The 21,620-nt window shown below is 61.4% G+C and carries 24 protein-coding genes; 9 read left to right on the top strand and 15 right to left on the bottom strand.

What is annotated here, in order from left to right; translation table 11 throughout:
- Window positions 1-190 precede the first annotated feature (190 nt).
- Complete coding sequence (locus I7X09_RS15800) at window positions 191-1,540, top strand: lipase family protein (RefSeq protein WP_200312956.1); 1,350 nt, start codon at window positions 191-193, stop codon at window positions 1,538-1,540.
- A gap of 17 nt (window positions 1,541-1,557) precedes the next feature.
- On the opposite strand, the gene I7X09_RS15805 is transcribed toward I7X09_RS15800, so the two are convergent.
- Genes I7X09_RS15805 through fepB form a run of 5 tightly spaced genes read right to left on the bottom strand, consistent with a single transcriptional unit; the run spans window position 1,558 to window position 6,416 of the window.
- The gene (locus I7X09_RS15805; protein ID WP_200312957.1) at window positions 1,558-2,415 is read right to left on the bottom strand and encodes a siderophore-interacting protein; all 858 of its coding nucleotides are present in this window, start codon (window positions 2,413-2,415) and stop codon (window positions 1,558-1,560) included.
- 21 nt (window positions 2,416-2,436) lie between these two features.
- Window positions 2,437-3,261 carry an ABC transporter ATP-binding protein gene (locus I7X09_RS15810; RefSeq protein WP_200312958.1) on the bottom strand — a complete coding sequence of 275 codons (825 nt, stop codon included), beginning with the start codon at window positions 3,259-3,261 and terminating at the stop codon, window positions 2,437-2,439.
- A 23-nt stretch (window positions 3,262-3,284) separates the two neighbouring features.
- Window positions 3,285-4,334, bottom strand: coding sequence for a FecCD family ABC transporter permease (locus I7X09_RS15815; protein ID WP_234036957.1), 1,050 nt, complete (start codon window positions 4,332-4,334; stop codon window positions 3,285-3,287).
- 2 nt (window positions 4,335-4,336) lie between these two features.
- Window positions 4,337-5,398 (bottom strand): FecCD family ABC transporter permease, encoded by a 1,062-nt coding sequence (locus I7X09_RS15820; RefSeq protein WP_234036583.1) that lies wholly within the window; start codon window positions 5,396-5,398, stop codon window positions 4,337-4,339.
- 4 nt (window positions 5,399-5,402) lie between these two features.
- Window positions 5,403-6,416 (bottom strand): Fe2+-enterobactin ABC transporter substrate-binding protein, encoded by a 1,014-nt coding sequence (gene fepB, locus I7X09_RS15825; protein ID WP_200312961.1) that lies wholly within the window; start codon window positions 6,414-6,416, stop codon window positions 5,403-5,405.
- Between the two features lie 107 nt (window positions 6,417-6,523).
- On the opposite strand from fepB, the gene I7X09_RS15830 reads away from it, so the two are divergent.
- Window positions 6,524-8,140: an AraC family transcriptional regulator gene (locus I7X09_RS15830; protein WP_200312962.1), complete on the top strand. Its 1,617-nt coding sequence runs from the start codon at window positions 6,524-6,526 to the stop codon at window positions 8,138-8,140.
- On the opposite strand, the gene I7X09_RS15835 is transcribed toward I7X09_RS15830, so the two are convergent.
- A complete protein-coding gene (locus I7X09_RS15835) occupies window positions 8,128-8,505 on the bottom strand; it encodes a VOC family protein (RefSeq protein WP_200312963.1) in 378 nt (125 codons plus the stop codon). The genes I7X09_RS15830 and I7X09_RS15835 overlap by 13 nt on opposite strands.
- Window positions 8,506-8,602: 97 nt before the next feature.
- On the opposite strand from I7X09_RS15835, the gene I7X09_RS15840 reads away from it, so the two are divergent.
- The 3 genes from I7X09_RS15840 (at window position 8,603) to I7X09_RS15850 (ending at window position 10,231) form a co-directional block, all read left to right on the top strand.
- A complete protein-coding gene (locus tag I7X09_RS15840) occupies window positions 8,603-9,328 on the top strand; it encodes a TetR/AcrR family transcriptional regulator (protein ID WP_200312964.1) in 726 nt (241 codons plus the stop codon).
- 32 nt (window positions 9,329-9,360) lie between these two features.
- Window positions 9,361-9,780: a hypothetical protein gene (locus I7X09_RS15845; RefSeq protein ID WP_234036584.1), complete on the top strand. Its 420-nt coding sequence runs from the start codon at window positions 9,361-9,363 to the stop codon at window positions 9,778-9,780.
- Window positions 9,781-9,868: 88 nt separating this feature from the next.
- On the top strand, window positions 9,869-10,231 hold the full coding sequence (locus I7X09_RS15850) for a hypothetical protein (protein WP_234036585.1): 363 nt from the start codon (window positions 9,869-9,871) through the stop codon (window positions 10,229-10,231).
- Between the two features lie 7 nt (window positions 10,232-10,238).
- On the opposite strand, the gene I7X09_RS15855 is transcribed toward I7X09_RS15850, so the two are convergent.
- The 3 genes from I7X09_RS15855 to I7X09_RS15865 form a co-directional block, all read right to left on the bottom strand.
- Window positions 10,239-11,768: an AMP-binding protein gene (locus I7X09_RS15855; RefSeq protein ID WP_234036586.1), complete on the bottom strand. Its 1,530-nt coding sequence runs from the start codon at window positions 11,766-11,768 to the stop codon at window positions 10,239-10,241.
- Window positions 11,769-11,890: 122 nt separating this feature from the next.
- A complete protein-coding gene (locus I7X09_RS15860) occupies window positions 11,891-12,355 on the bottom strand; it encodes a MaoC family dehydratase (RefSeq protein WP_200312966.1) in 465 nt (154 codons plus the stop codon).
- Between the two features lie 14 nt (window positions 12,356-12,369).
- Window positions 12,370-13,740 carry an MFS transporter gene (locus tag I7X09_RS15865; protein ID WP_042448184.1) on the bottom strand — a complete coding sequence of 457 codons (1,371 nt, stop codon included), beginning with the start codon at window positions 13,738-13,740 and terminating at the stop codon, window positions 12,370-12,372.
- A 219-nt stretch (window positions 13,741-13,959) separates the two neighbouring features.
- On the opposite strand from I7X09_RS15865, the gene I7X09_RS15870 reads away from it, so the two are divergent.
- The 3 genes from I7X09_RS15870 to I7X09_RS15880 all read left to right on the top strand — a co-directional run bounded on the left by I7X09_RS15870 (window position 13,960) and on the right by I7X09_RS15880 (window position 15,838).
- On the top strand, window positions 13,960-14,658 hold the full coding sequence (locus I7X09_RS15870) for a TetR/AcrR family transcriptional regulator (protein WP_234036587.1): 699 nt from the start codon (window positions 13,960-13,962) through the stop codon (window positions 14,656-14,658).
- Window positions 14,659-14,695: 37 nt separating this feature from the next.
- Window positions 14,696-15,547, top strand: a complete 852-nt coding sequence (locus I7X09_RS15875) for a PHP domain-containing protein (protein WP_166809951.1) — start codon at window positions 14,696-14,698, stop codon at window positions 15,545-15,547.
- Between the two features lie 75 nt (window positions 15,548-15,622).
- Complete coding sequence (locus tag I7X09_RS15880) at window positions 15,623-15,838, top strand: hypothetical protein (RefSeq protein WP_095971749.1); 216 nt, start codon at window positions 15,623-15,625, stop codon at window positions 15,836-15,838.
- Between the two features lie 8 nt (window positions 15,839-15,846).
- Here the strand turns inward: I7X09_RS15880 and I7X09_RS15885 are convergent, their stop codons facing one another.
- The 3 genes from I7X09_RS15885 to I7X09_RS15895 all read right to left on the bottom strand — a co-directional run bounded on the left by I7X09_RS15885 (window position 15,847) and on the right by I7X09_RS15895 (window position 18,161).
- Window positions 15,847-16,374 (bottom strand): CinA family protein, encoded by a 528-nt coding sequence (locus I7X09_RS15885; RefSeq protein WP_200312967.1) that lies wholly within the window; start codon window positions 16,372-16,374, stop codon window positions 15,847-15,849.
- Window positions 16,371-16,700, bottom strand: a complete 330-nt coding sequence (locus tag I7X09_RS15890) for a hypothetical protein (RefSeq protein ID WP_234036588.1) — start codon at window positions 16,698-16,700, stop codon at window positions 16,371-16,373. Before I7X09_RS15890 ends, I7X09_RS15885 begins: the two co-directional genes overlap by 4 nt.
- Before the next feature lie 312 nt (window positions 16,701-17,012).
- Window positions 17,013-18,161: a glutamate--cysteine ligase 2 gene (locus tag I7X09_RS15895; protein ID WP_200312969.1), complete on the bottom strand. Its 1,149-nt coding sequence runs from the start codon at window positions 18,159-18,161 to the stop codon at window positions 17,013-17,015.
- A gap of 171 nt (window positions 18,162-18,332) precedes the next feature.
- Here I7X09_RS15895 and I7X09_RS15900 point away from each other — a divergent pair, with 171 nt between their 5' ends.
- Window positions 18,333-18,626, top strand: a complete 294-nt coding sequence (locus I7X09_RS15900) for a hypothetical protein (protein WP_095971745.1) — start codon at window positions 18,333-18,335, stop codon at window positions 18,624-18,626.
- Window positions 18,627-18,683: 57 nt separating this feature from the next.
- Here the strand turns inward: I7X09_RS15900 and I7X09_RS15905 are convergent, their stop codons facing one another.
- From I7X09_RS15905 to mbp1, 3 genes are all read right to left on the bottom strand, one after another.
- Entirely contained in the window at window positions 18,684-18,953 is a 270-nt protein-coding gene (locus tag I7X09_RS15905; RefSeq protein WP_095971744.1) for a DUF7218 family protein, read from the bottom strand.
- Window positions 18,954-19,057: 104 nt separating this feature from the next.
- Window positions 19,058-21,226 carry a catalase gene (locus tag I7X09_RS15910; protein WP_200312970.1) on the bottom strand — a complete coding sequence of 723 codons (2,169 nt, stop codon included), beginning with the start codon at window positions 21,224-21,226 and terminating at the stop codon, window positions 19,058-19,060.
- A gap of 143 nt (window positions 21,227-21,369) precedes the next feature.
- Window positions 21,370-21,606, bottom strand: coding sequence for a microaggregate-binding protein 1 (gene mbp1 / locus I7X09_RS15915; protein ID WP_003943084.1), 237 nt, complete (start codon window positions 21,604-21,606; stop codon window positions 21,370-21,372).
- Window positions 21,607-21,620: the final 14 nt, after the last annotated feature.

Genomic DNA, 21,620 nt, shown 5'->3' on the forward strand with positions numbered 1-21,620 from the left:
TATCGTACACATGTCATCCTGGATTGAATCATCCAGGAATCGGTGGCCACCTCAATCCCATTGCATCCATATGTGATTCAAAGAAGCACGACAAACTCTCTCGTTTATTACTCAAAAGTAAGATAGCGTGTGTTCGTCATCACACCAGTTCGTCAAGCGTCGAGGAAAACACGACATCGAAGGGTCGATCGTGACATCAAGGATTCTTTTTCGTGGAGTGGTGGCGCTGACTGCCATTGCACTCACAGGCATCACAGCACCTACTGTCGCCGCGCAACCGTCGGCGGATTCTTTCTACCAGTACGACGGTTCTGCACCGCTGTCGACGTATCCGCCTGGGGCCGTTCTCAAAACGAGAACCTTGCCCTACCACGTCGTCAACATTCCTGCCCCATTGCTGGCCGTGCAGGTGTTGTACCGGTCGACCGACGCCTTCGGCCGACCGTCTGCGAATGTCACATCGATTCTCCGACCACCCAATGCCCAGCCGGACAAAGTTGTCTCGTTCCAGTCGGCTTACGATTCACTGAACCCGGAAGACGGTCCGTCACGAGCTGTCGCCGGGGACACCCTGATCGGCGGCCTGACCACCAGCGGACGCAATGTCGCCTTCGGCGGGACTCTCGCTTCCGGCGAAGCGGTCATGTTCGCTCCCCTACTGGCGCTGGGCTACACCGTCGTCATTCCCGACACCGAAGGGCCGAACGCAGACTTCGCTGCGGGACCCGAATACGGAATGATGACTCTCGACTCTCTTCGCGCCGCCCGGAATACTCCCGAGACAGGTATTGCCGACTCAGCGCAGATCGGCCTGATGGGATACTCGGGCGGAGCAATCGCCACCAACTGGGCGTCCATCCTCGCCCCGGACTACGCCCCGGACATCAACGAGGACCTGATCGGCGCCGCCCAGGGTGGACTGTTGGTCAACCCGGCAAACAACCTCCGGTACGCAAACGGAAGCATCGGTTGGGCAGGCGTTGTCGGGATGGCAGTCGTCGGACTTGCCCGTGCCTACGACATAGATTTCGATCCGTATCTCGGCGATCGGGGACGCGAACTCCTACCTCGCATCGAGGATGCCTCGATCGGTAACGTCATCCTGCAGTACCCGGGAGTGACCTGGCAGGACCTAGCCAAACCAGAGTATGCGAACCCCAACTCGGTGCCCGAGTACGTCGACGTCGCCAACAAGATCAACATGGGAAACGCGCCGATACCCACCATCCCGATGTTCATCGCTCAAGCCGCAAACGGAGCCCTCGAGGGCACCCAGCCAGGTGGACCGGGCGTCGGCCCTGGCGACGGAGTCATGGTCGCCGGGGACGTCCGCTCACTCGCCACTCGCTATTGCGACTCAGGTTTGTCCATCCAGTACGACCAGTACGACACCATCAGTCACGTTCCGGGTGGCGCGCTTTGGCTCCCCGGCGCCATCACCTGGCTCAAAGACCGTTTCAACGGGAATCCTTCGCCGAACAACTGCTCGAACATCGCACCGGGCAATTCCCTGGTGCCGGAAGAACACGCCGCGGGTTGAAGAATCCAGCAGTCGCGTCAGATCCCGATTGCCAGATCGTCGATATCCGCAAGTGTGCCGCCATTTTCGAGGATGCTCGTGTAATTCCGAAGCCGGTTCTGATCGATCTCGGTGGTGCTCACTCCGCGCTTCCAGTACCCGAAGGCAACTACATCGTCCTTCGCCAGGCCGACGGTCTTACGGAAATGCGCTCGGATGGAACGCATCTCATCGCGCTCCCCGGCTCCCCACACTGCGTAGTCTCCGGGGTTCTCGAGTTCGAGAGCGTGCTCGGCGAGACGCCCTTCCACGTGGTGCAACTTCAGGCCGGGAATCACGGGCAGTTCCGCGAAAGCCCCTGCGTCACCGGTGGCTACCCAACCGACGCCGGTCAGTCCTTCCGGCCACTGAAGCAGGATCGAATAGAGGGCAGGTATCGCGGTGTCGTCGGCGAACAGCGCGACGCGGCGACCAGCGACCTCGGGAACGAGGAAGTGCGGGCGGGGACCGGTGAGCGAGAACGAGTCACCCACACGAATGTCGGCTGCCCACTTCATCATCGGACTGGTGTGGCCGTGCAGCACTACGTCGAAGGTCATCGAACCGCTCGACGCGTCGAAGGTGCGCACGGTGTAGACGCGAGAGACGTCGCCGAACTTCGGACCGAGCTGGATGCGGAATGCGACGTTGGGACGCAACCAATTCGGGTCTTCCGCCGACGAAGTCAAGTGGACGGTGATGCGCGAGATGCTCTCGGTCGGCCGTTCGACGCGTTCCACGACAGCGACCACGTCGTTGAGGCCACGGTCGTGGTCTTCGCCGCGTGGCGCTTTCACCGACGCAGAGGACGAAGCTTCTTCGTTTCGGGCTTCTTCGGGGCGAGGTGAGGTTGTCATCGATTTCTCCTGATCATGGCTTCAGTTTTGGACGGGTAGCTGACTGACAGGTCTGCGGTCTCGCGGAACAACAAGTGGCCGTCCGGTTTCCGGATCTTCGAGAACAAGAGCCTCGAGGTCGAACACTTCGCGCAGCAACTCGGGGGTGAAAACCTCCGAGGCACTGCCCTGCATGACTATTTTTCCGGACCGCATCGCGACTACGTGCGTGGCATATCTGGCCGCGAGGTTCAGGTCGTGGAGGACTGCCACCAATGTTCGGCCGGACTGATGAAGTTGGGAACACAGGTCGAGAACTTCGATCTGGTGGGCGATGTCGAGAAAAGTGGTCGGTTCGTCGAGCAACAGCACCGGAGTACGCTGCGCGAGGGTCATGGCTATCCACACCCGCTGACGTTGTCCACCACTCAGTTCGTCCACCAATTGATCTGCTGCATATCGCATTCCGACCTCGGTCAGCGCTTCGGAGACGACGCGCTCGTCTTCGGGCGACCATTGGCGCAGCATGCTCTGATACGGATAACGGCCGCGGGAGACCAGGTCTGCGACACTGATCGCGCCGGGCGAAAGCGGGGACTGCGGCAACAGAGCGATTCGGCGAGCGACGTCCTTGGTTCGGTAGGACCGAATATCGTTACCGTCGAGCGCAACCCGACCCGATCGAGGTGTGAGCATTCTGCCGAGCGCACGCAACAATGTCGACTTGCCGCACCCGTTCGGTCCGACGACCACGGTGAACCCGCCGTCGGGGATTTCGAGAGTCAACTCGTCCACGATGGTTCGATCGGCGTAACGGAGTTCGATCTTCTCGGCGTGGAGCCGCGGCACTGGCGTAGCTGTAGTCATTGATCTCTTTCGTAGCAAAGTTTTCAGGCCTGACGGGCCAGCAGCCAGATCAGATAGGCACCACCGAGCAGACTGGTGACAAGACCGACCGGAGTGCGGAGACCGACCTCGACCGCTTGTGCGATCAAGTCGGCACCCGCCAGCAGAACTGCGCCGAGCAGGAAGGAGGTCGCGACAAGAACACCGCTGCGCCGTGCCAATCGTCGTGCGATCTGGGGAGCTGCGAGCGCAACGAAAGCGATGGGGCCGGTAGCTGCTGTCGCTGCTCCGGTGAGTGCGACCGCAAGCACGATGCCGGCAAATCGGTATCGCTCCACGGAAATTCCGAGTGAGGACGCTGCGTCGTCGCCCATCTCCATCATGGTGACGCGCCTGGACACCACGACGAGAGCAGGAACGAGAACACCGACGGCGATCGCAACGCTGACCGCGTGTGGCCAACCGCGCCCGGTCAGCGAGCCTGCCGTCCACTGCTGCACCACGGTGGCGTCGTCGATATCCGCGCGCACCACCAGGAACGACATCACGGCACTCAGCATCGCGCCCACGCCGATGCCGACCAGGACAAGTCGAAGACCGCCGCTGACTCCGTCTTTGCGAGCGAGCGCGTACACGAGCAATGCGGTCAGCATGCCGCCGAGAACAGCGGCACTCGCGGTCTGCAGGACCCCGCCGCCGAAGAACACGATTTGAACCACCGCCGCAGTCGCAGCGCCGGTGGTGAAACCGATGATGTCCGGCGAGCCGAGTACATTGCGCGAAAGCGTCTGGAAAACCGCGCCGGCCACACCAAGGCTTCCGCCCACTCCGATCGCCGTGATCAGCCGCGGCAGCCGGCGGTTCTGGACAGACCGAACCGCCGCTGGCGTGCCTTCGCCCTGCAGTGCGCGCCACACGTCACCCAAGGACAGATCCAAGGTTCCGTACATCAGCGTGACCAAGGAAAGGGCTAGAAGTGCCGCACTGATTGTCATGGCTACGAACAGCACTCGCGGAACTATTCGCCACGACCACGAGCCGATTCGAACCACCCAGCCTCGAAACAGCGGTGGGACCGGCTGCGCGGCAATCATGTTCACAGTGACGCCACTCGCCGCGAGCGAACGAGCGCAACAAATAGCGGACCACCGAGCACTGCCACCGCGATCCCCGTCTGCAGATCTCCCGGCGCGGTGGCAACGCGACCGAGAACGTCGGCCAAGAGCAGAAATGCCGGGGCGACGACGAGCACACACGGCAGTAGCAACCGCAGATCCGGTCCGACGACGCCCCGCACGATGTGCGGCGCGGCCAGCCCCACGAATCCGAGCGGTCCGGCCGCCGCGGTGGCGGCCCCTGCCAGCAGGATGACTGCGACAGCGGACCCGACCCGAGCGGGTCCGGTGCGGGCGCCAAGACCTTTCGCGACGTCCTCACCGAGCGCGATCGCATTGAGTGGACGAATCAGCAACAACGACAACCCGATACCGACGATGACGAAGGGAAGGACGGTGACGATCACGTCTCCGCCGCGACCCTGCAACGAACCCACTGCCCAGAATCGGAACTGATTGAATGCGGCCTCGTTGCTGATGAGAACCATGCTGGTGAGCGCCGTGATCGCCGTTGCCACAGCGGCACCGGCAAGCGCCATGCGCGCTGGGGTCGCGGCGCTGCGATGCGCAGACCCCAACATGTACACCCCCACCGAGGCTACGGCCGCGCCGGCCAGCGCGAACCACAGATAACCGCCGACCGAAGTCACCCCCAGATAAGCAATCGCAATCACGACTGCCGCTGACGCTCCGGCGTTCACACCGAGTAGCCCCGGATCGGCCAGAGGGTTGCGGGTGATCGACTGCATCAGCGCACCGGCCAGTCCGAGTGCGGACCCGACCACCAGCCCGAGAATTGTTCGAGGCAAACGTGATTCGATCACGATCAAGTGCTCGTTGTTACCGGCGTCGTAGGAAAGAACTGCGTCGAGCACCGTGGAGACGGGAATGTTGCGTGAGCCGAGGACGAGTCCTCCGACGGATGCCAGCACGATCACGACGATGGAGACGACGACCAACAACCCCGCACGCGCGGCCGTCCCGGACCTCAGCGGCGCTTCGGTCCGGGGCGGTGCGGTCCGGGACGATGCAGAAATACCCACGCGGTCATCCACCGAACGTGGACACCAGCGACTCGACTGTCTGCTTTGCACTGAAGTAGTCGAGACGGAAAGCCGCCGTACCCATCGCGTAGACCCGATCACCCTTGACCGCAGGTTGATTGGCTAGAAGCGGATCGGCGGCAAGTTGCTTCTCCACGTCCTTGGGTCCCATCGAGACGGCGAACAGCGTCTGCGAACCGTCGAGTGCGGCAGACATGTTCTCGGAGCTGACGATCGCGACGCCGGAGGCTCCCCGCTTGTCCGGCGCGACGAACTGCTCGGCAGGCTCGGCATAGGTGAAGCCGAGCGAGGCCAGCAGATTGCCCTGCGGGCTGTCGGCTCGGAACGTCCAGACACCGTCGGCACCCATGTAGACCAGTGCCGTCACCGGCTGCTCGGGAAGCGTGATTTTCGCGGCTTGGGTGGTGACCCAGCTGTCGTATTCGTCGACGGTCTCAGCGGCCTCGCTCTCGAGTCCGGTGACGGTCCCGAGCTGATCTGCGAGCTCCTCCCAGGAACTGGCGCCGTAGTCGAGAAGTACGGTGGGTGCGATGTCGCTCAGCTGCGCGTAGGCGTCGAGCGTCGAGTCGCCGCCGTTGGCGGACCCGATGATCAGATCGGGCTCGAAGGTCTCGATTGCGTCGAGGTCCAGCTCGAGATTTCGGTAGAGCACCTCGACGCCACGATCAGCTGCCACGCCCGACCACTGGGAGAAGAACCCCTGGCTGTCGGTCATTCCCGACGGCGTTGTCGCCGCACTCGCGACCACCGGAGCACCGATCGCAAGCAGTGTGCCGGTCAACGACGGCGAGGTGGAGGCGATCCGAGTCGGCTTTGCGGTGATCTCGGTACTGCGGCCGCCGTGTTCAACGGTGCGTGGCCATCCCTCGGTGGACCCGGAGGTTGTCTGGTTGCCCGCGTTTCCGGTGTCACTACCGGACGAATTCGAGCAGCCGGCAAGAGCGAGGGCGACGACCGCGGCGAGTACTGCCGCCGTCGGACGTAGAGATCTGCGCATGAGTATGTGGCTTTCTGAAGGTACGAAGGTGCGCCGCTGCGAACGCAGACGGACCGGAGGTAAAGTTAGCCATACTTAAGTAGCAAGGGTTGTCCAGGAGCGCCAACGTGTTACCACTATCGGGAAGGTCGGACCAGATCTTCATGGGCCCGATCCGTGCCGGCCGCACCGAGCCCAGCACGGGTCGCTCACCCCTTCTGTTCTGGGTTCTTGCAGGCAGCGGACGCGTCAGAACCGGATCGACCGTCTACGAGGTGCCGGCAGGGGAGTTGCTGTGGATCCCCGCGGGCGCACGATACGCAATGGAGACGGACTCGGATTCCGTCGCGTTTCCCATCCTGCTCCCACCCTCGGACGGCGTCACCGACGGACCGGCCACCGTGACACGGCTGCGCGTTCCTCCCGGCTGGGAAGACCGACTGATCCACGAGTTCGTTCACAATCTGGGCTATCTACGCGGGGACGCGGCAAAACCGGCGTCTCTCTTCGAGATGATCGCCCGGGCAGACGACGGGTCCACGTCGCTGCCGCGATTGCCGCACTCACGGGAAGCGTTCGAAATCGCGCACGCCCTCTTGCGAACACCTGGCACCGACGACACCGAAGGACAATTCGCGAAGCGCACCGGGATCAGCACTCGAACGCTCCAGCGGTACTTCGTGGAGGAGACCGGCCTCACCTTCACCCGCTGGCGACTTCGAGCGCGGATCGCCGCCTCGTTGGAGTACCTGAAGCAAGACCGCGAGATCAGTTGGATAGCAAACGAAGTCGGGTTCGAAACGGGCAGCGGATTCACCCGCGCGTTCCGAGCCCAAATGGGAGAGAGCCCGAGCGACTATCGCCGACGGACCCTCTCCGGTCCGTCCGATCGCAGTGCGCGAACCGACGATGACCAGGCCTTGGTCCGCATGCTCGCAGAGTCCAGACAACCCGGCGAGACCGCGCCACCGATACCGGCCAACGCGACGTGGCCGCGCGTCAACGGAGCCCACGTTGCAGTGTGGGTCTACCGAGGCCAAGCCCGGGTGGATGTCGCCCACCGCAGCTGGGAACTGCGCACCGGCGAGGCCATGATTCTGCCTGCAGGCGTGCGCAATACAGTCACAGTTCCGTCCGGATCACTGCTGCTCCCGCTCGGCTTCCGCGCCTCGAACGGGTCGACCGTATCTGCCGACGCTCTCGAGACCGTCCAATTCTCCCCCGATGACGAGCTGGCATTGCTGCACACATTCGTCGCCGCCTACACACCCTTGCGCCCGCGTGGCCACGACAGCACCGCGGTGTTCGACATCATCGCCACCGGGCCACTCGCGCAATCGGTTTCAAACGAGGGCAATGCCGATTCGATTGCCACGCGACTGGCAGCGACAATCGCCGCCCGGCCGGCCGACCCTCGCACTCTGGAGGAGTGGGCCCAGGAGTTCGGCACCGACGCGGCCAGGCTGCGCCGGGAGTTCCGGACCGAGACCGGCACCACGTATCCGCAATGGCGATCCCTTTCTCGGATGACCCAGGCACGCACCCAACTACAACTCGGGATTGCACCCGGCACGGTGTCGAGGAACCTGGGTTACGCGCACCTGCCCGCGTTCAGCCGAGCGTTTCGCACTGCGCACGGAATCTCACCGCAGCGCTTCCAAGCCCAGTCCGTCGAACGCGCCCTCTGGTTACGTTCGGTGCCGCGCGCCGCCGAGCCGAGCACTCGGGTTCCTCACATCCACTGAACGAGTTGCCACATGATGCCGTTGGGATCGACGAACTGGCAGTAGCGCTCGCCCCACGGTTCGGTCTCCGGCTCGGTGACGACGGAGGCGCCTTCGGCGGCGATGCGGGTGAACTCCGCGTCGACGTCATCGACCACGAATGCGATGAGCATGCCCTGGCCGGCCGGACCTGCGACGAAGTCGGGCTTGAACGTCCCGAGCCCGGTGCGCAGGAAGACCACGTTGACCCCAGCATCCGGATGATTCAGGGAAACGAAGCCGTCGTCGGCCATGGCCTCGGTGAAACCGAAATGAGTTTTCGCGAAGTGGGCCGAGGCGTCCGCGTCGGTGACGTTCAAGGACAGAGCAGTGCTGGTGATTTTCATCGTGGCCTCCATGATCATAAACCTTGTGCAGTGCATACAGTATGCACCGTATAAGGTATACCACCGTTGAGGTATTCCCGATTTCTGGAGACGACTGATGGCACGCGAACTGATCGACCTAATCTGGCGCGATCACCCCCTGGCACCGAAGGGTGGCGCCCGTGGCCCGCGCGCGAAGGTCACCACCTCACAGGCGGTCGACGTCGCCATCTCCGTCGCGAACACCGACGGCCTCGACGCCGTGACCGTGCGTCGCCTGGCCACCGACCTCGGCATCTCGGGAATGGCGCTCTACACCCACGTCGGATCCCGCGACGATCTGCTGGTGCTCATGGTCGATGCCGTACACGCGAACAGCCCACGTCTGCCGTACGGAAACCTGACGTGGCGCCAACGCGTTCGTCGGGTCGCAGAGGAAGAACTTGCCCTCTATGCGGAGCATTGGTGGCTCCTCGACATCACCGATCAGCGCTCCGCGTTGGGTCCGGGAACTATCGCGAAGTACGACCACGAACTTCACGCGTTCGACCGCACGGGACTGACCGACATCGACCGGGACTCCGCCCTGACATTTGTCGCCGACTTCGCCCGATCCTCGGCGCAAGCACGGCGCCCCGACCCTCGCGCAGCCGACATGGCCGAGGTGTGGTCCTCCTGGAACCAACGCCTGGCCGCTTACCTCGGCGACGACTTCCCGTTGGCTCAGCGCGTCGGCGGCGCGGCGGGAGAAGCGAAGAACACCCCGTACAGCCCCGAGGCGGCGTGGGAGTTCGGGCTCGACCGGGTACTGGACGCTCTCGAGGGGCTTGTTCACATCGAATGACTCGTTCAGATCGAATGACATTCTTGCAATTCGTGGGTGACAATATGTCCGTGCAGCGCTTCGCTTGGTCTCGACGGTTCGGCGGCAAACCTTCGTTGTTCGAACCGCGAGAGCTGTTGCACGCCTATGAGAATCGGTCGACCCGAGAGGTGCGGGATTCCGGCGAGCTTCTGATCGAGATTCCGCTGAGCGACGCGAGCATCCTGGAGATCACCATCCTCGATCCCTCCGCGGACTGGATCGAGCCCCGAGTTCGAGGGCTCTGCAGTTCGCTGGACGAGATCCACCGACGAGCCCAACGCATCCTCCGCGGGGGATTCAGCATCGGCTGGATCGAACTCGAATCAGAGCGACACGGCATCATCGACTATTGGGAAGACGGCGTGAACAACGAGTACCCCGTCGCCATTGTGTGGAACGGAAATTCCTGGGAAGAAGCGACGACCACCTAGCCCCGAATTCAGCGGCATATATCCGCGAAGACGGGGTAGACGAGTAGATACCAGCGGCACATCGACTCAACTCCAGGCGTGGTGGACAATGTTTCTCAGCGACCAGTCAATTCGTCGTCACACCCGCCGTTTCGGAGCAGCTCTGTCGCCTTCACACAAGTGGCCTCCGCCCACCGAAACACAGCGCATCGCACGCTGGAGTGAGCGGTCGGAGATGCTCGGCGCGCTGTCGGTACTCCTGTTCTGGGCTTTCGGTTTCGGCATCCTGCTCGGGGCGGGCGCGATTACAACAGGAATCTTCGCGCTCCGACGTCACCCGAAGAAGTCTGGCGGGCATCTGCTCTCGAATGCCCGCCAGCTGCCCTGGGATGCAATAGTCGGCCTCTTCACCGGCGTCATCGGTCTTGCCCTGAGCGGTTGGTTCTTCGTCGTGGTCCTACCTAACATGTAGGCGTCCGCTAGCCGAGACCGTTGGCGTGCGTGGCCAATGTTCGGAGTTCCCGTCGCAGTATCTTGCCGGTGGTGGTGAGCGGCAAGCTGTCGATGAACGTGATCTGCCTGGGATACTGATAGAAAGCAAGGCGACTTTTCACGTGGGTCTGCAACTCTTGGCGAAGCTCTTCCGAAGACTCCGTTCCTTCGGACAGAACGACAAAAGCATGAACAGCTTCCCCTCGCAACGGATCCGGCACACCGATGACACCGGCCATGGCTACCTCGTCGTGCGAGAGCAGGCACTCCTCGATCTCTCCGGGACCGATTCGGTACCCGGCGGACGAAATGACGTCATCTGCGCGTCCCTGGTACCAGAAGTTCCCGGCGTCATCGGTCCGACCCAGATCGCCAGTGTGAATCCAACCGTCGTACACCTTTTCATCGGTCTTCGACGGTTGGTTCCAATAGCCGAGGAACTGTCCGGGATTGCCTGCCTTCACACAGATTTCACCTACCTGTCCCACCTCGACCGGCTCGCCGAACGGATCCCGCAGGGTGATCTCGAAGCCGGGAAAGGCCCGACCCATCGAACCGCTGGCCGGGTTCCACCTCGAACGTGAAGTCCCGATGGTCAGATTCATTTCTGTCTGCCCGTAGAACTCGTTGACATCTACGCCGAACGTGCTCGCCACCCAGGCTTGCAGGGCGTCACCGAGCGCCTCGCCACCAGTTCCCAATGCCCGCAACTGAATACCACGCGCAGCAGTCTTGTCGATGCCGATACTTCGCATCTGCTTGAGCGCGGTGGGCGGAATGAAGGCGCCCGTCACCTTGTGACGGCTCAGTATCTCGACCGCACGCGCCGGCGTGAATTTGTCGGGCGTCGCGACCACGGGACACCCCAACGCAAGTGCGGGGAACAGTACGTCGAACAGACCACCGATCCAGGCCCAGTCTGCCGGCGTCCAGAAGACGTCTCCCCGCTGGGGAGCATTGTCGAACGCCGTCCGCACACCGGGCATGTGCGCCAAGAGGATTCGGTGCCCGTGGAGCGCTCCTTTCGGATTCCCGGTCGTTCCCGAGGTGTAGATGATGATGGCGTGTGAATCGGGGCCCGTCGCTGCCAATTCCGCGCTTTCTGCGGCATTGTCGACGAGGCTGTGGAAATCGAGGAGTTGAACGGGCGTCGGATGAAACTGCTGATCGAACTCTCCGACAACGATTACGGCTTCGAGGCCAGGGATGTCGCTGATTCCGTCGACGACTCGTTCGTAACAGTCCTTGTCGATCACAAGAACCTTTGCACCGGAGTCACGCATTCGATGTACTAGCGCATCCGCGCCGAACTTGACCGAAAGCGGAACGGTGACCATTCCGGATCGGAAGGCGCCCAGATGTGTCGCGAGAACCTCGATCCCCTGTGGGACCATCACACCGACTCGGTCCCCTGAGACAAGGCCGAGGTCCGCGAGCACGGTTGCGAACTTTCGGCTTCTCGTGGCAACTTCACCGAATGTGTACCGAGTCCAGTGTCCAGCGGTGTCTACGACCAAGGCTGGATCATCTGGATTCTGCACATCGACACATGCGTGCGCGATGTTGAATTGCTCTGGCACAGTCCATTCGAAGTGTTCTGCTTCGAGGTCCTGCCACCATGGCATATGGTGCCGAGAACTCACCGAACACCCACTTCGAGGTCGAGGGAATGGGTCTCGCCCACCAGGAAAGAGAATTCGCCGGAGAAGACAAGGTCTCCGTCTTGGTTGACGAGTGAACCTTTCGACGTCACGATCGCGGTCTCACCGTCCGAGCGCGGGCGCACCGACAGCACCTCCGACACCGCATGCACCGAGTCGCCGAGGTAGGTCGGCCTGTGGAATCTGACCTGGTCGAGCCCATAGAAGCACTGCAGATACCGGGGATCCAACTCCACCAGGCCGAGCAAGGTGGACAACATGAGAGCACCGTGGGCGATCTGTCGACCGAAGCGCGTCTGCTGCGCGTAGTCGGGGTCGAGGTGAAGAGGATGGCGGTCCCAGGTGAGGTCGGCGAAACTTCGCACATAGTCTTCGGTGACGACTCGCGGGTCCGTTACCGCAATGTCTCCGACAGAGATCTCTTCGAAACTCTTTGTGATCATTGAAGTTTCCTCTATTAGTTGACAACCGTTGAGCGTTGATCGACCGGCGGCAGATACGCCCCGTTGTCATCGATGTACATGTCCCGACTTCCTTCGTCGAGGTCGGTGTCACGGACGAAGTAGACGCTGATCAGCGAAATAACCGACAGGGCAGCGATATACACAGCGACCGCAAACGATCCTCCGGTTGCGCGAACCAACATGGCGGCAACCATCGGCGCGATTGCACCACCCAAGAGCACCCCGATCTGAAAAGCGATGGACGCTGCGCTGTACCGCACCCGTGCGTCGAACAATTCGGCGATGAACGTCGCCTGCGGCCCGTACGAAATGCTGAGCATGAATGCGCCGACTGCCAATGCGCCGGTGGTGATCCAGAAGTTGCCGGTATCTATCGCGGCGAATGCAACGAAGACCCACACTCCCATGCCGGTGATGCCGACCATCAGGATCCGGCGTCGGCCGAATTTCTCGGACAGTTGGCCGAAGATCGGAATGAAGATGACTGCAACGAGCGCGGACACCATGACGGCGCCGAGCATGAGGTTTCCGGACAGCAGATCGAACTGATCGGCGTATGTCAGGCTGTAGGTGTTGAGTATGTAGAAGTAAGCGCCCGTGCTGATCATCGAACCTGCGGCAAGAATGATTTGGCGAGGATAGTTCTTGAACGCGTCGACCATCGGAATCTTGACCGCGGTGTTCTGCTGCTTCACGCGAGCGAACGCGGGTGTCTCTTCCAACGCGGTGCGAATGTAAAGTCCCACGGCAACCAACGCGATACTCAGCAGGAAGGGAATTCTCCACCCCCACACCAGGAATTGGTCTCCGGTGAGCGCCTTGGTGCCGAACATGACGGCCGTCGCCAGCAGAAGGCCGGCCGGCACACCGACCTGCGGCATGCTGCCGTAGAAGCCGCGGCGATTCTTGGGTGCGTATTCCACAGCAGTCAGAACTGCACCGCCCCACTCACCGCCGACACCGAAGCCTTGAATCAGTCTCAGCAATACGAGAAGAATCGGTGCCCACACGCCGATCTGGGCGGAGGTCGGAAGGACGCCGACCAGGAACGTCGCGGCTCCCATCAAGAGAAGTGCAAGAACCAGGACCTTCTTGCGTCCGATGCGGTCACCGAAGTGGCCCATCACAACGCCCCCGAGCGGCCGCGCCAGGAAGCCGACCGCGAAGGTGGCGAACGAGAGAATCGTCGCGAGCGCGGGGTCTGCACCCGAAAAGAACAGTGGCGCAAAGACCAGCGCGGCGGATGCGCCGTAGATCTGAAAGTCGTACCACTCGATCGTGGTGCCGACCAGAACCGATCCCGCCACACGCCGCAGGGCAGGCCTGTCGACAGTTGCGGGAGATGGAGGATTCGCGTCGTTCATGTCATTGCTCCTTGTATGGAGTGCCCTGTTAGCTCTCGCACCGAGAGGGAGGCTCGACAAGGAGACTATGCAGTGACCCAGGGCACAGTCAAGCTTTTTTCAATCGATCGATTGATTACTCAAGATGCAATTCGCCAGTATATGAACAGCTATCAATCAACTGATTGACGGTCAGTCGATTTCGGCGGCGATGCTAGCATGATTGGGCAACCAACCGAAATGAGGATCATGGACCTGGGGCGCGTTCAACGGGCGGCAGTCACGCTGTTCGCGACGAAAGGGTTCGCCGCCACCGGCATTCGTGAACTCGGAGCAGAAGCCGGCATCAACTCGGCAACGCTCTATCACTACGTCGGCAGCAAAGAATCACTGTTGGCTTCGATCATTCGGTCGTGCCTCGACGAGCTGACGCAGTCGGGAGAGCGGGCAATGCGTCGCAGCGCCGATCCCGTAGTCCAGCTCGCCGGCTTGGTGTCCTCACACGTCGGCATTACCGCCGTCAACCAACTGACTGCCCGCGTCGCCGAGTACGAGATGCGCGGGTTGACCGGCGACAACAGAATCGAGTTGCAGACGCTGCGCGACGAGTACGAGCTTCTTTTCGGACAGATCCTCGAACGCGGCCAACGCGTGGGAGCCTTCGACATCGAAGATCTGGCCTTGAGTCGACTCGCGATACTCGAGATGTGCACCGGGGTCGCGCACTGGTACCGGCCCGGTGGGCGCCTCGAGTTGGAAGATGTACAACGATTCTTCGTGAGCACGACGTGCAAGCTTCTGTCAGTTCCGTCTGACGAACTGAACGGCGTGGAATTCATTCACGACGTTCGAAAGCTGGACAGCGAGCCCGAGACTCAGTCCTCTGAAATTTGGGGCACCCACGCACAGAGCGACTTCGTGCGCCGGTCCGAACTGTAATCACACCAGAACTCCCGGGCTGTGGTACGCACTGAACATGCACCTACCCGCGGACAGCCATGTTCACAGCGAGTGGTCGTGGGACACCGGCGGACCACAGTCCGACGCTTCCGGGCGAATGCAACAGACTTGCGCGCGTGCCGAAGCAATCGGATTGTCCGCGTTGGTGTTCACCGAACATCTCGACTTCGATGCTCGTTGGCGCACAACCGCCGCAGATCTGATGCCCCATCAAATTCATCTGCTGAGCACCGACGGCTACGTCCGCGTACCGATCCTCGACCTCGACGGCTATCTCGACAGCATCGAACGATGTCGACACCGTTTTCCTGAATTGCAGATTCTCACCGGAGTCGAGTTCGGGCAACCGCACCTGCACGAAGCGCAGGCGACGCAACTCCTTGATCTCGGTGTCATCGACCGAGTATTGGGTTCCTTGCACACGCTCGAAGTCGGCGAAGATCGAAGTGAACCGAACACTCTGTTCCGCATTTGGGACGCCGACGAGGTCATGTGGGCGTACCTCGAAGAGATTCCGCGCATGGTCGCGGGTTCCCGTGTCTTCGAAGTGTTCACCCACATCGACTACGCGGTGCGCGCATGGCCGACCGAAAGTGCGGGACCGTTCGATCCCCGCCGATTCGAAGAGGGATTCCGAAATGCCATGCGCGCCATAGCCAACAGCGACCGAGCCCTCGAGATGAACACCCGTCGGCTGTGGCCCTGGATACCCCAATGGTGGAGCGAAGAGGGAGGCAAAGCGGTGACATTCGGCAGCGATGCACATGTGCCCGAAGCTTTGGCAGCCAACTTCCCGGAAGCGACAGCGATGCTCGAGCACTACGGATTCCGTCCGGGTCAACGTCCGGAAGAGTATTGGACCCGCTGATCCACCTGATTCCAAGACCTACATTTTCCGTGAACTCGGGTTGTCGGAGACGGATCAACCCGCAATAGTCGATGTATGGATCGGTACAAGATCACGATGCCCGACGGCTCTTCGACCGAGGAACCTTTCAACTCCGACATGGAAGCAATCACTTGCGCAGTGGATGCCAACCGAGGAGTCAGCAAGAACCTCGTAGTCGAAAAATACACGGCCGACGGTCATCTGGTTCCTACCGCGCAGGCACCTGCGAAACAAACAGGTCGTCACAAGAAGAACCGTTCGAAGCGCTGAATAGTCGACTAGATTCCAACTCTCGAAATCGGTGTGTGACGACCGGATCCGTGACGCAGAAGTAGTTGGATCGCATGCTCGACGGTCGCTCCCAGGACTGCTTCGGGGTCACCTGAGAAAACCTGTTTCTCTGTTTCCGCGGTCCCATGGTCGACGACACCGAACCACACTGTTCCCGGTGGAACGTTCTCCTGGGTATCCGGACCGGCTTCGCCGGTGACAGCCAGTGCCAACGTCGCGCCGAACAGTGTGGCAGTGCTGTGTGCCATGACCCGTGCAGCGTCCTCGCAGACGACCGGGCCGTCAGGAACATGAAGAACGGAATGCTTGACCGCTCGGGTATAGGCGACGATCCCGCCACAAAACCACGATCCCGCGTTCGGTGCCTTCCCCAGATGTGCAGCGATTATCCCGGCAGTCAACGATTCCGCTGTGGCGACTGTCAGGCCACGCTCTTCGACCACGGTGGCCAACCGACGGCACAGCGCGTCGAGGTCCTTGTTCGACTGAATTTCGGGACGTGGATCGTCAGTCATATGTTGCCACTCTTGTCTTCGCTCCTCCCTACGCCGGTCTGATGTGCCGGACCCACTCCACTTTCGCTGGAAGTCGATTCAGTGGTCTCCGCGGCAGGTTGCTCGTCCGCGGGGGATGCAGTTCGTCCACCGGCAGTCTCTTCCGCCGGTGGTGCCTTGAACTCGGAATCGGTGACCGGTTCGCCGGCCCCTCCGGTGTTCGGCCCACCAGAACTCTCGGCCTCCTTGAAGGCCGACTTCTTTGCGGACGACTGACGTCCGTCGTAGGGCGGCACAGCCGGTTCCGACGGGGTGGGCTCGGCAGGCGTCGTCTCAGTTCCTTCCACCCCCGAGATCGTCTCCTCGTCGTCAAACGAGCCGGAAGGGCGATCTACCGGACCGCCTCCGGGTTCATTCGAGCCCGTGCCTCGCGAGCCTACGGCTCCACGCGCAGACTGAGGTTCCTCGGACGCCCGCTCGCCAGATTCGTTTTTCATGACTAACCCTTCGCCATCATGCAACTCGCGACGCGACCTACAGACGGGATGACCTCTGCACGGGGAGCCGACAAGTCCTCATTTCCAGTGAACTCGGCACGAAATTGGAAGTCAACGCCTCCCCGTTTCCAGTAGGCCCCGTTATCTGCAGGTCCCGGCTGCCTACAGCTCACTGACCTCTTGCGAACTGCACCCTTCGAAAGTGCGTCGGGCGCACTCGTCGATCACATCGGCCACCCGTGACCGGCGTGCGAGTTGCCGGCGCTGCACGATCGCTCCGTTTCCGTTACTGAAGACCTTGTCCAAGGAAGCCGTGACCTGCTCGAATTCTCCGAATGCGGTCAGAGCAGGTTCGACATGATCGACCAGTCGCCGAACCGCCTGGTGCGCAGTCAGCAAGCGTACCGATTCGACGTCGAGCGACCTCCCGTCGAGTCCGTCACGCGCCGCCCGCCAGCAAGCCGCGCGGAGTAGCTCCTGATCGACGGCAGGCGCAACCTCACCTTTGGTGATCGCAGCGGATGCGGTGCCGACGAGTGCCTGCACCAGTGTGGCCAGAGTCATCGTCTCCTCCACGGTGGCGGGAACGTCGCTGATTCGAATCTCCACGGTGGGAAGGTGATCCGACATGCGCACGTCCCAATAGACCATGTGCGGATCGAGAATGACCCCAGTCTCCAGCATCGCTGCAACAGCATCTTCGTAGTGCCCCACGGACTCGAAGAAGGGCGGCGGACCCGAACTGGGCCACCTGCCGAACAGAACGTAACGCCAACTCGCATAACCGGTATCGCGTCCGGCACTGATCGGCGAGTTCGCCGTCAATGCCAACAAGGTAGGTAACCACGGACGCAGATGATTGATGATCTGGACCGATCGTTCTCGATCTTCGACACCCACGTGGATATGGCAACCACACATCACACCTTCGGTGATCGCACCGAATTGACCGGCCATTCGTTGGTATCGCGACTTCTGTGTGATCTCGTCGACCGGTGGATCGTAGAAAGGCGTCCCGACTGCGATGAGTTGGCAGCCCACGCGGGCAGCGGCATCGGCGGTGAGGGCACGGGACTCACAGAGTTGATCACGAAGATCACGAATGTGACTGCCGATCGAAGTGGCCGTCTCCACCTGACAACGCGTGAGTTCGAGTTGCAGCGAGATACCGAGTTCTCGCCCCGCGGCAGCAACCTCGGAATTGCGGGGGCTGGGATGCCCAGTCTGGGGATCACAGAGCAGAAACTCCTCCTCCACACCGAGAGTCGGTGTACCTACGGAGAATAGGTCGGGATTCGGCTTCGCTTTCATAGGCCTTCCTCGCACCGGTTTCCTGCACATCCGATACTTCGAGCGTACGACGTTCTCCGTCTTTCGGCACTACTCCATCCGTTTCATCCACTCGTCGATCGGGTAGTTGCCCTGTGAACAGACGACGAGCGAAGAATCGCAAGTCTTCATGAGCTCAGGAGGGAGTGTGCCGTGACCAACGCGAGCGGGAGTTCACCGGTAGATGACGAACACACCAATCGATCGCACGTCGGGGAGGCAATCAGCGACGGCCGCAACTATCCCGGATACCTGCTGATCGGTTTGGGCCTGGCAACACTCGGATTAACCTTGGTGGCAGCAGGTTACGGATTTCGCGGTTGGGCAGTCATTGCAGGCATCGTGTGCGTGGTGTCCTTCATCGTCGGGACACTGGCCATCTTGATGGAACACCGTCGGGTCAAGCGACTGGAAGGTCAGGAACTCTTCGATCAAGAAGGGCACTGAGCCGAACGCTCGAGTCGTATTCTGCACAAGCAGAATACGACTCGAGCAGAATGGAGCTCAGTGATTTCGGAGTTTCTCGATCAGCTCACCCTTGTTCAGTTTCGAGTAGCCGTGCAGATCGAGTTCCTTGGCGCGTTCTTTCAGCTCGTCGACCGTCCACTCCTCGTACGGCGAGGATTGCCCGCCGGACTTGGCGACATTCGACCGCCCTCGATTGGCGGCCGCATTGGAGATTCGGGCCGCCTTCTCCTTGGAATCACCCTTCTCGCGTAGCTCTTCGTAGAGTTCTTGATCCTTGAGTTGAGGTTGTGAGTCCTTGCGAGCCACTGTTTCGTCCCTTCACTCGTCTTCACTCCGGCGGTGTGGCCGAACTTGCGGTGTGGCCGAATTGGCAGTTCGGCCACACCGCAAGTTCGAACGTACGCCGGCACTCAGGATGTGGGCGGCACCTCGAAACGCCCCCACACGCGGTGCGTCTTCAGAAGCTGAGCCAGCGAGGCCAGGGCCCCTTCCGCGTCCGCATCGACCACGACTCCCAATGCAGACTCGTCGATACCGGCGGCGGCCAGCGCACTCATGCTCTCACCCCAACCACCAATTGCCTTGCTGTGACGATACATTTCGTTCAGCAGAGTCTCCACCCGTGGATCCAACTTGCCCTCGCCGATCCGAGAAACGTCGCCGCTCAGCAGGATTGCGTCGAATTCGATCGAACGAGCTGTGAGGTACGTTCGCTGCACCGTCACCGCGTCGTCACCGTCCCCGATGGTTCCGCCGTGCGGGCCGAGGATCAGCGGCACCATACCGGCGTCGAAGATCTTGTCTCGAACGGCGACAACCGTTTCGAGGTCGGAGTTCTCGTCGACCAGTAGTGCGATGATCCTTCCGTCTACCGGCCATTCCTCACCGACCTGGGACAGCGCAGGGCTGAGCTCCGGATCACTCAACGGCTCCGTCGGTTCGGGAACCGGAAGTCCAAGCCCCCCTGCGACGATCGCCACGAGACCCGCGTCGATGTTCGCCAAGATTCCCAGATTCCGGATCTTGATGTTCTCCTCGTAGCACTTACCCAGTTCGAAGGTATACGCCTGCGCGACGTGCTCCTGTTCGACAGGGGAGAGACTGCGATAGAAGAGTCGAGCTTGCGAGAAGTGGTCGTCGAACGATGCCGGCGCCTGCCTCACCTTTCGCCCTGAAACTTCCTCGGGCACCTCGATGTAGGCCGCGCTGTCCGCCGAGGCCAGGAACGGGCACCCGCCGTCCAACGAATTGGGATGGTACGGCGCGACTCCGGTATGCACACCGTCCTGATGGAAGCCGTCGCGGAGCATGTCGTTGACGGGCGAGTGAGGACGGTTGATCGGAATCTGGTCGAAGTTGGGGCCACCGAGTCGCGTGATCTGGGTGTCGAGGTACGAGAACAAACGCGCCTGCAGGAGGCGATCGTTGGTGATGTCGACGCCCGGGACCAAATGACCCGGATGGAATGCAACTTGCTCGGTCTCGGCGAAAAAGTTCGTCGGATTGGCATCGAGTGTCATCGTTCCGATGACCTGAACCGGTGCGAGTTCTTCGGGCACGATCTTGGTGGGATCCAAAAGATCTATGCCTTCGAACATTTCGTCTTCGGTATCGGGGAACACCTGCACGCCCAGATCCCAGGACGGATATGCGCCCGCCTCGATGGCGTCGGCAAGATCGCGGCGATGGAAATCCGGATCCACACCGCCGGCGATCTGCGCTTCCTCCCACACGAGTGAATGCACTCCAGCGGCCGGCTTCCAGTGAAATTTCACCAGATTCGTCTCGCCGTCGGCATTCACGAGCCTGAATGTGTGAATGCCGAAGCCCTCCATCATGCGATATGAGCGCGGGATGCCTCGATCGGACATGTTCCACAATGTGTGCGCCGTGGCTTCGGTGTGCAGCGACACGAAATCCCAGAAGGTGTCGTGAGCACTCTGCGCCTGCGGAATCTCCCGGTCCGGGTGAGGTTTAGCGGCATGGATGATGTCCGGGAACTTGATTCCGTCCTGAATGAAGAACACCGGGATGTTGTTGCCCACCAGATCGAAGACACCTTCGTCGGTGTAGAACTTGGTGGCGAAGCCGCGTGTGTCTCGGACGGTATCCGCCGAACCGCGTGAACCCAGAACTGTGGAGAAGCGTACGAATACCGGGGTTCTGGCACCGGAAGCGAACAACGAAGCTTTACAGATGTTTTCGGCTGCACCATTGGCCAGGAACGTACCGTGCGCGGCCGCACCGCGGGCATGGACGACGCGCTCCGGAATTCGCTCGTGATCGAAATGTGTGATCTTCTCACGCAGATGGTGATCCTGGAGAAGAGTCGGGCCCCGCTCGCCTGCGGTGAGTGAGTGGTCGGTCTCGTAAAGCCGTGTACCGGTTGCAGTGGTGAGGTACTCCCCCCGCTGGCCGCGACCGTTTCCCTTCACCTTCTCCTCGGCACCCGCGACGGTACGCACCTCCGGCTGCCGCTGGTCGTCCTTGGGCGGCAATGGCTGTCGAGGCTTGACCGGCTCTTTCAGGTCCGGCGCTTTCGGGGCCGGTGCACCTGGGACGGACTGAGATGAAGGCATCGAACAGCTCCTCTTGATCGTCATGCTGGGCGCACGAATTCTGGTACGCCCTAAGTAAGTAGAGATTTCAAACTGAATGCGGAGCCACGACTCACCCCCGGGCTGGGATCAATCCCAGGCCGAGGGCGACGAGTGCGTCAGGGCTATTGCTCGGACTTCTGTCGCGCTTCGTCCGCGGCCGCTTCAGCGCGAGCCTTCTCGGCTTCTGCCTCTTTCTTCGCGACTTCTCGCTGGCTTTCGGCTTTGTCCTGCTGAGCACGGCCCTCTCGGGTCAAACTGTCGTTTCCGGAGACCGCACCAACGGCTTCCTTCGCCTTACCCTTGACGTCCTCTACAACGCCTTTGATGCCCTCGCTGGGGCCGCTCTTGTCGTCTGGCACGTTGACCCTCCAAT

Source organism: Rhodococcus sp. P-2, assembly GCF_016598535.1.
Classification (GTDB): Bacteria; Actinomycetota; Actinomycetes; order Mycobacteriales; family Mycobacteriaceae; genus Rhodococcus_F; species Rhodococcus_F baikonurensis.

Bases quoted from the DNA above. Each gene is read 5' to 3' on its own strand.
- I7X09_RS15835 (WP_200312963.1), bottom strand. From the start codon at position 8,505: ATGAAAATCACCAGCACTGCTCTGTCCTTGAACGTCACCGACGCGGAC.
- I7X09_RS15805 (WP_200312957.1), bottom strand. From the start codon at position 2,415: ATGACAACCTCACCTCGCCCCGAAGAAGCCCGAAACGAAGAAGCTTCG.
- fepB (WP_200312961.1), bottom strand. From the start codon at position 6,416: ATGCGCAGATCTCTACGTCCGACGGCGGCAGTACTCGCCGCGGTCGTC.
- I7X09_RS15885 (WP_200312967.1), bottom strand. From the start codon at position 16,374: ATGACTGACGATCCACGTCCCGAAATTCAGTCGAACAAGGACCTCGAC.
- I7X09_RS15880 (WP_095971749.1), top strand. From the start codon at position 15,623: ATGGATCGGTACAAGATCACGATGCCCGACGGCTCTTCGACCGAGGAA.
- I7X09_RS15910 (WP_200312970.1), bottom strand. From the start codon at position 21,226: ATGCCTTCATCTCAGTCCGTCCCAGGTGCACCGGCCCCGAAAGCGCCG.
- I7X09_RS15875 (WP_166809951.1), top strand. From the start codon at position 14,696: ATGCACCTACCCGCGGACAGCCATGTTCACAGCGAGTGGTCGTGGGAC.
- I7X09_RS15860 (WP_200312966.1), bottom strand. From the start codon at position 12,355: ATGATCACAAAGAGTTTCGAAGAGATCTCTGTCGGAGACATTGCGGTA.
- I7X09_RS15865 (WP_042448184.1), bottom strand. From the start codon at position 13,740: ATGAACGACGCGAATCCTCCATCTCCCGCAACTGTCGACAGGCCTGCC.
- I7X09_RS15850 (WP_234036585.1), top strand. From the start codon at position 9,869: ATGTTTCTCAGCGACCAGTCAATTCGTCGTCACACCCGCCGTTTCGGA.
- I7X09_RS15815 (WP_234036957.1), bottom strand. From the start codon at position 4,334: ATGATTGCCGCGCAGCCGGTCCCACCGCTGTTTCGAGGCTGGGTGGTT.
- I7X09_RS15870 (WP_234036587.1), top strand. From the start codon at position 13,960: ATGAGGATCATGGACCTGGGGCGCGTTCAACGGGCGGCAGTCACGCTG.
- I7X09_RS15840 (WP_200312964.1), top strand. From the start codon at position 8,603: ATGGCACGCGAACTGATCGACCTAATCTGGCGCGATCACCCCCTGGCA.
- I7X09_RS15810 (WP_200312958.1), bottom strand. From the start codon at position 3,261: ATGACTACAGCTACGCCAGTGCCGCGGCTCCACGCCGAGAAGATCGAA.
- I7X09_RS15895 (WP_200312969.1), bottom strand. From the start codon at position 18,161: ATGAAAGCGAAGCCGAATCCCGACCTATTCTCCGTAGGTACACCGACT.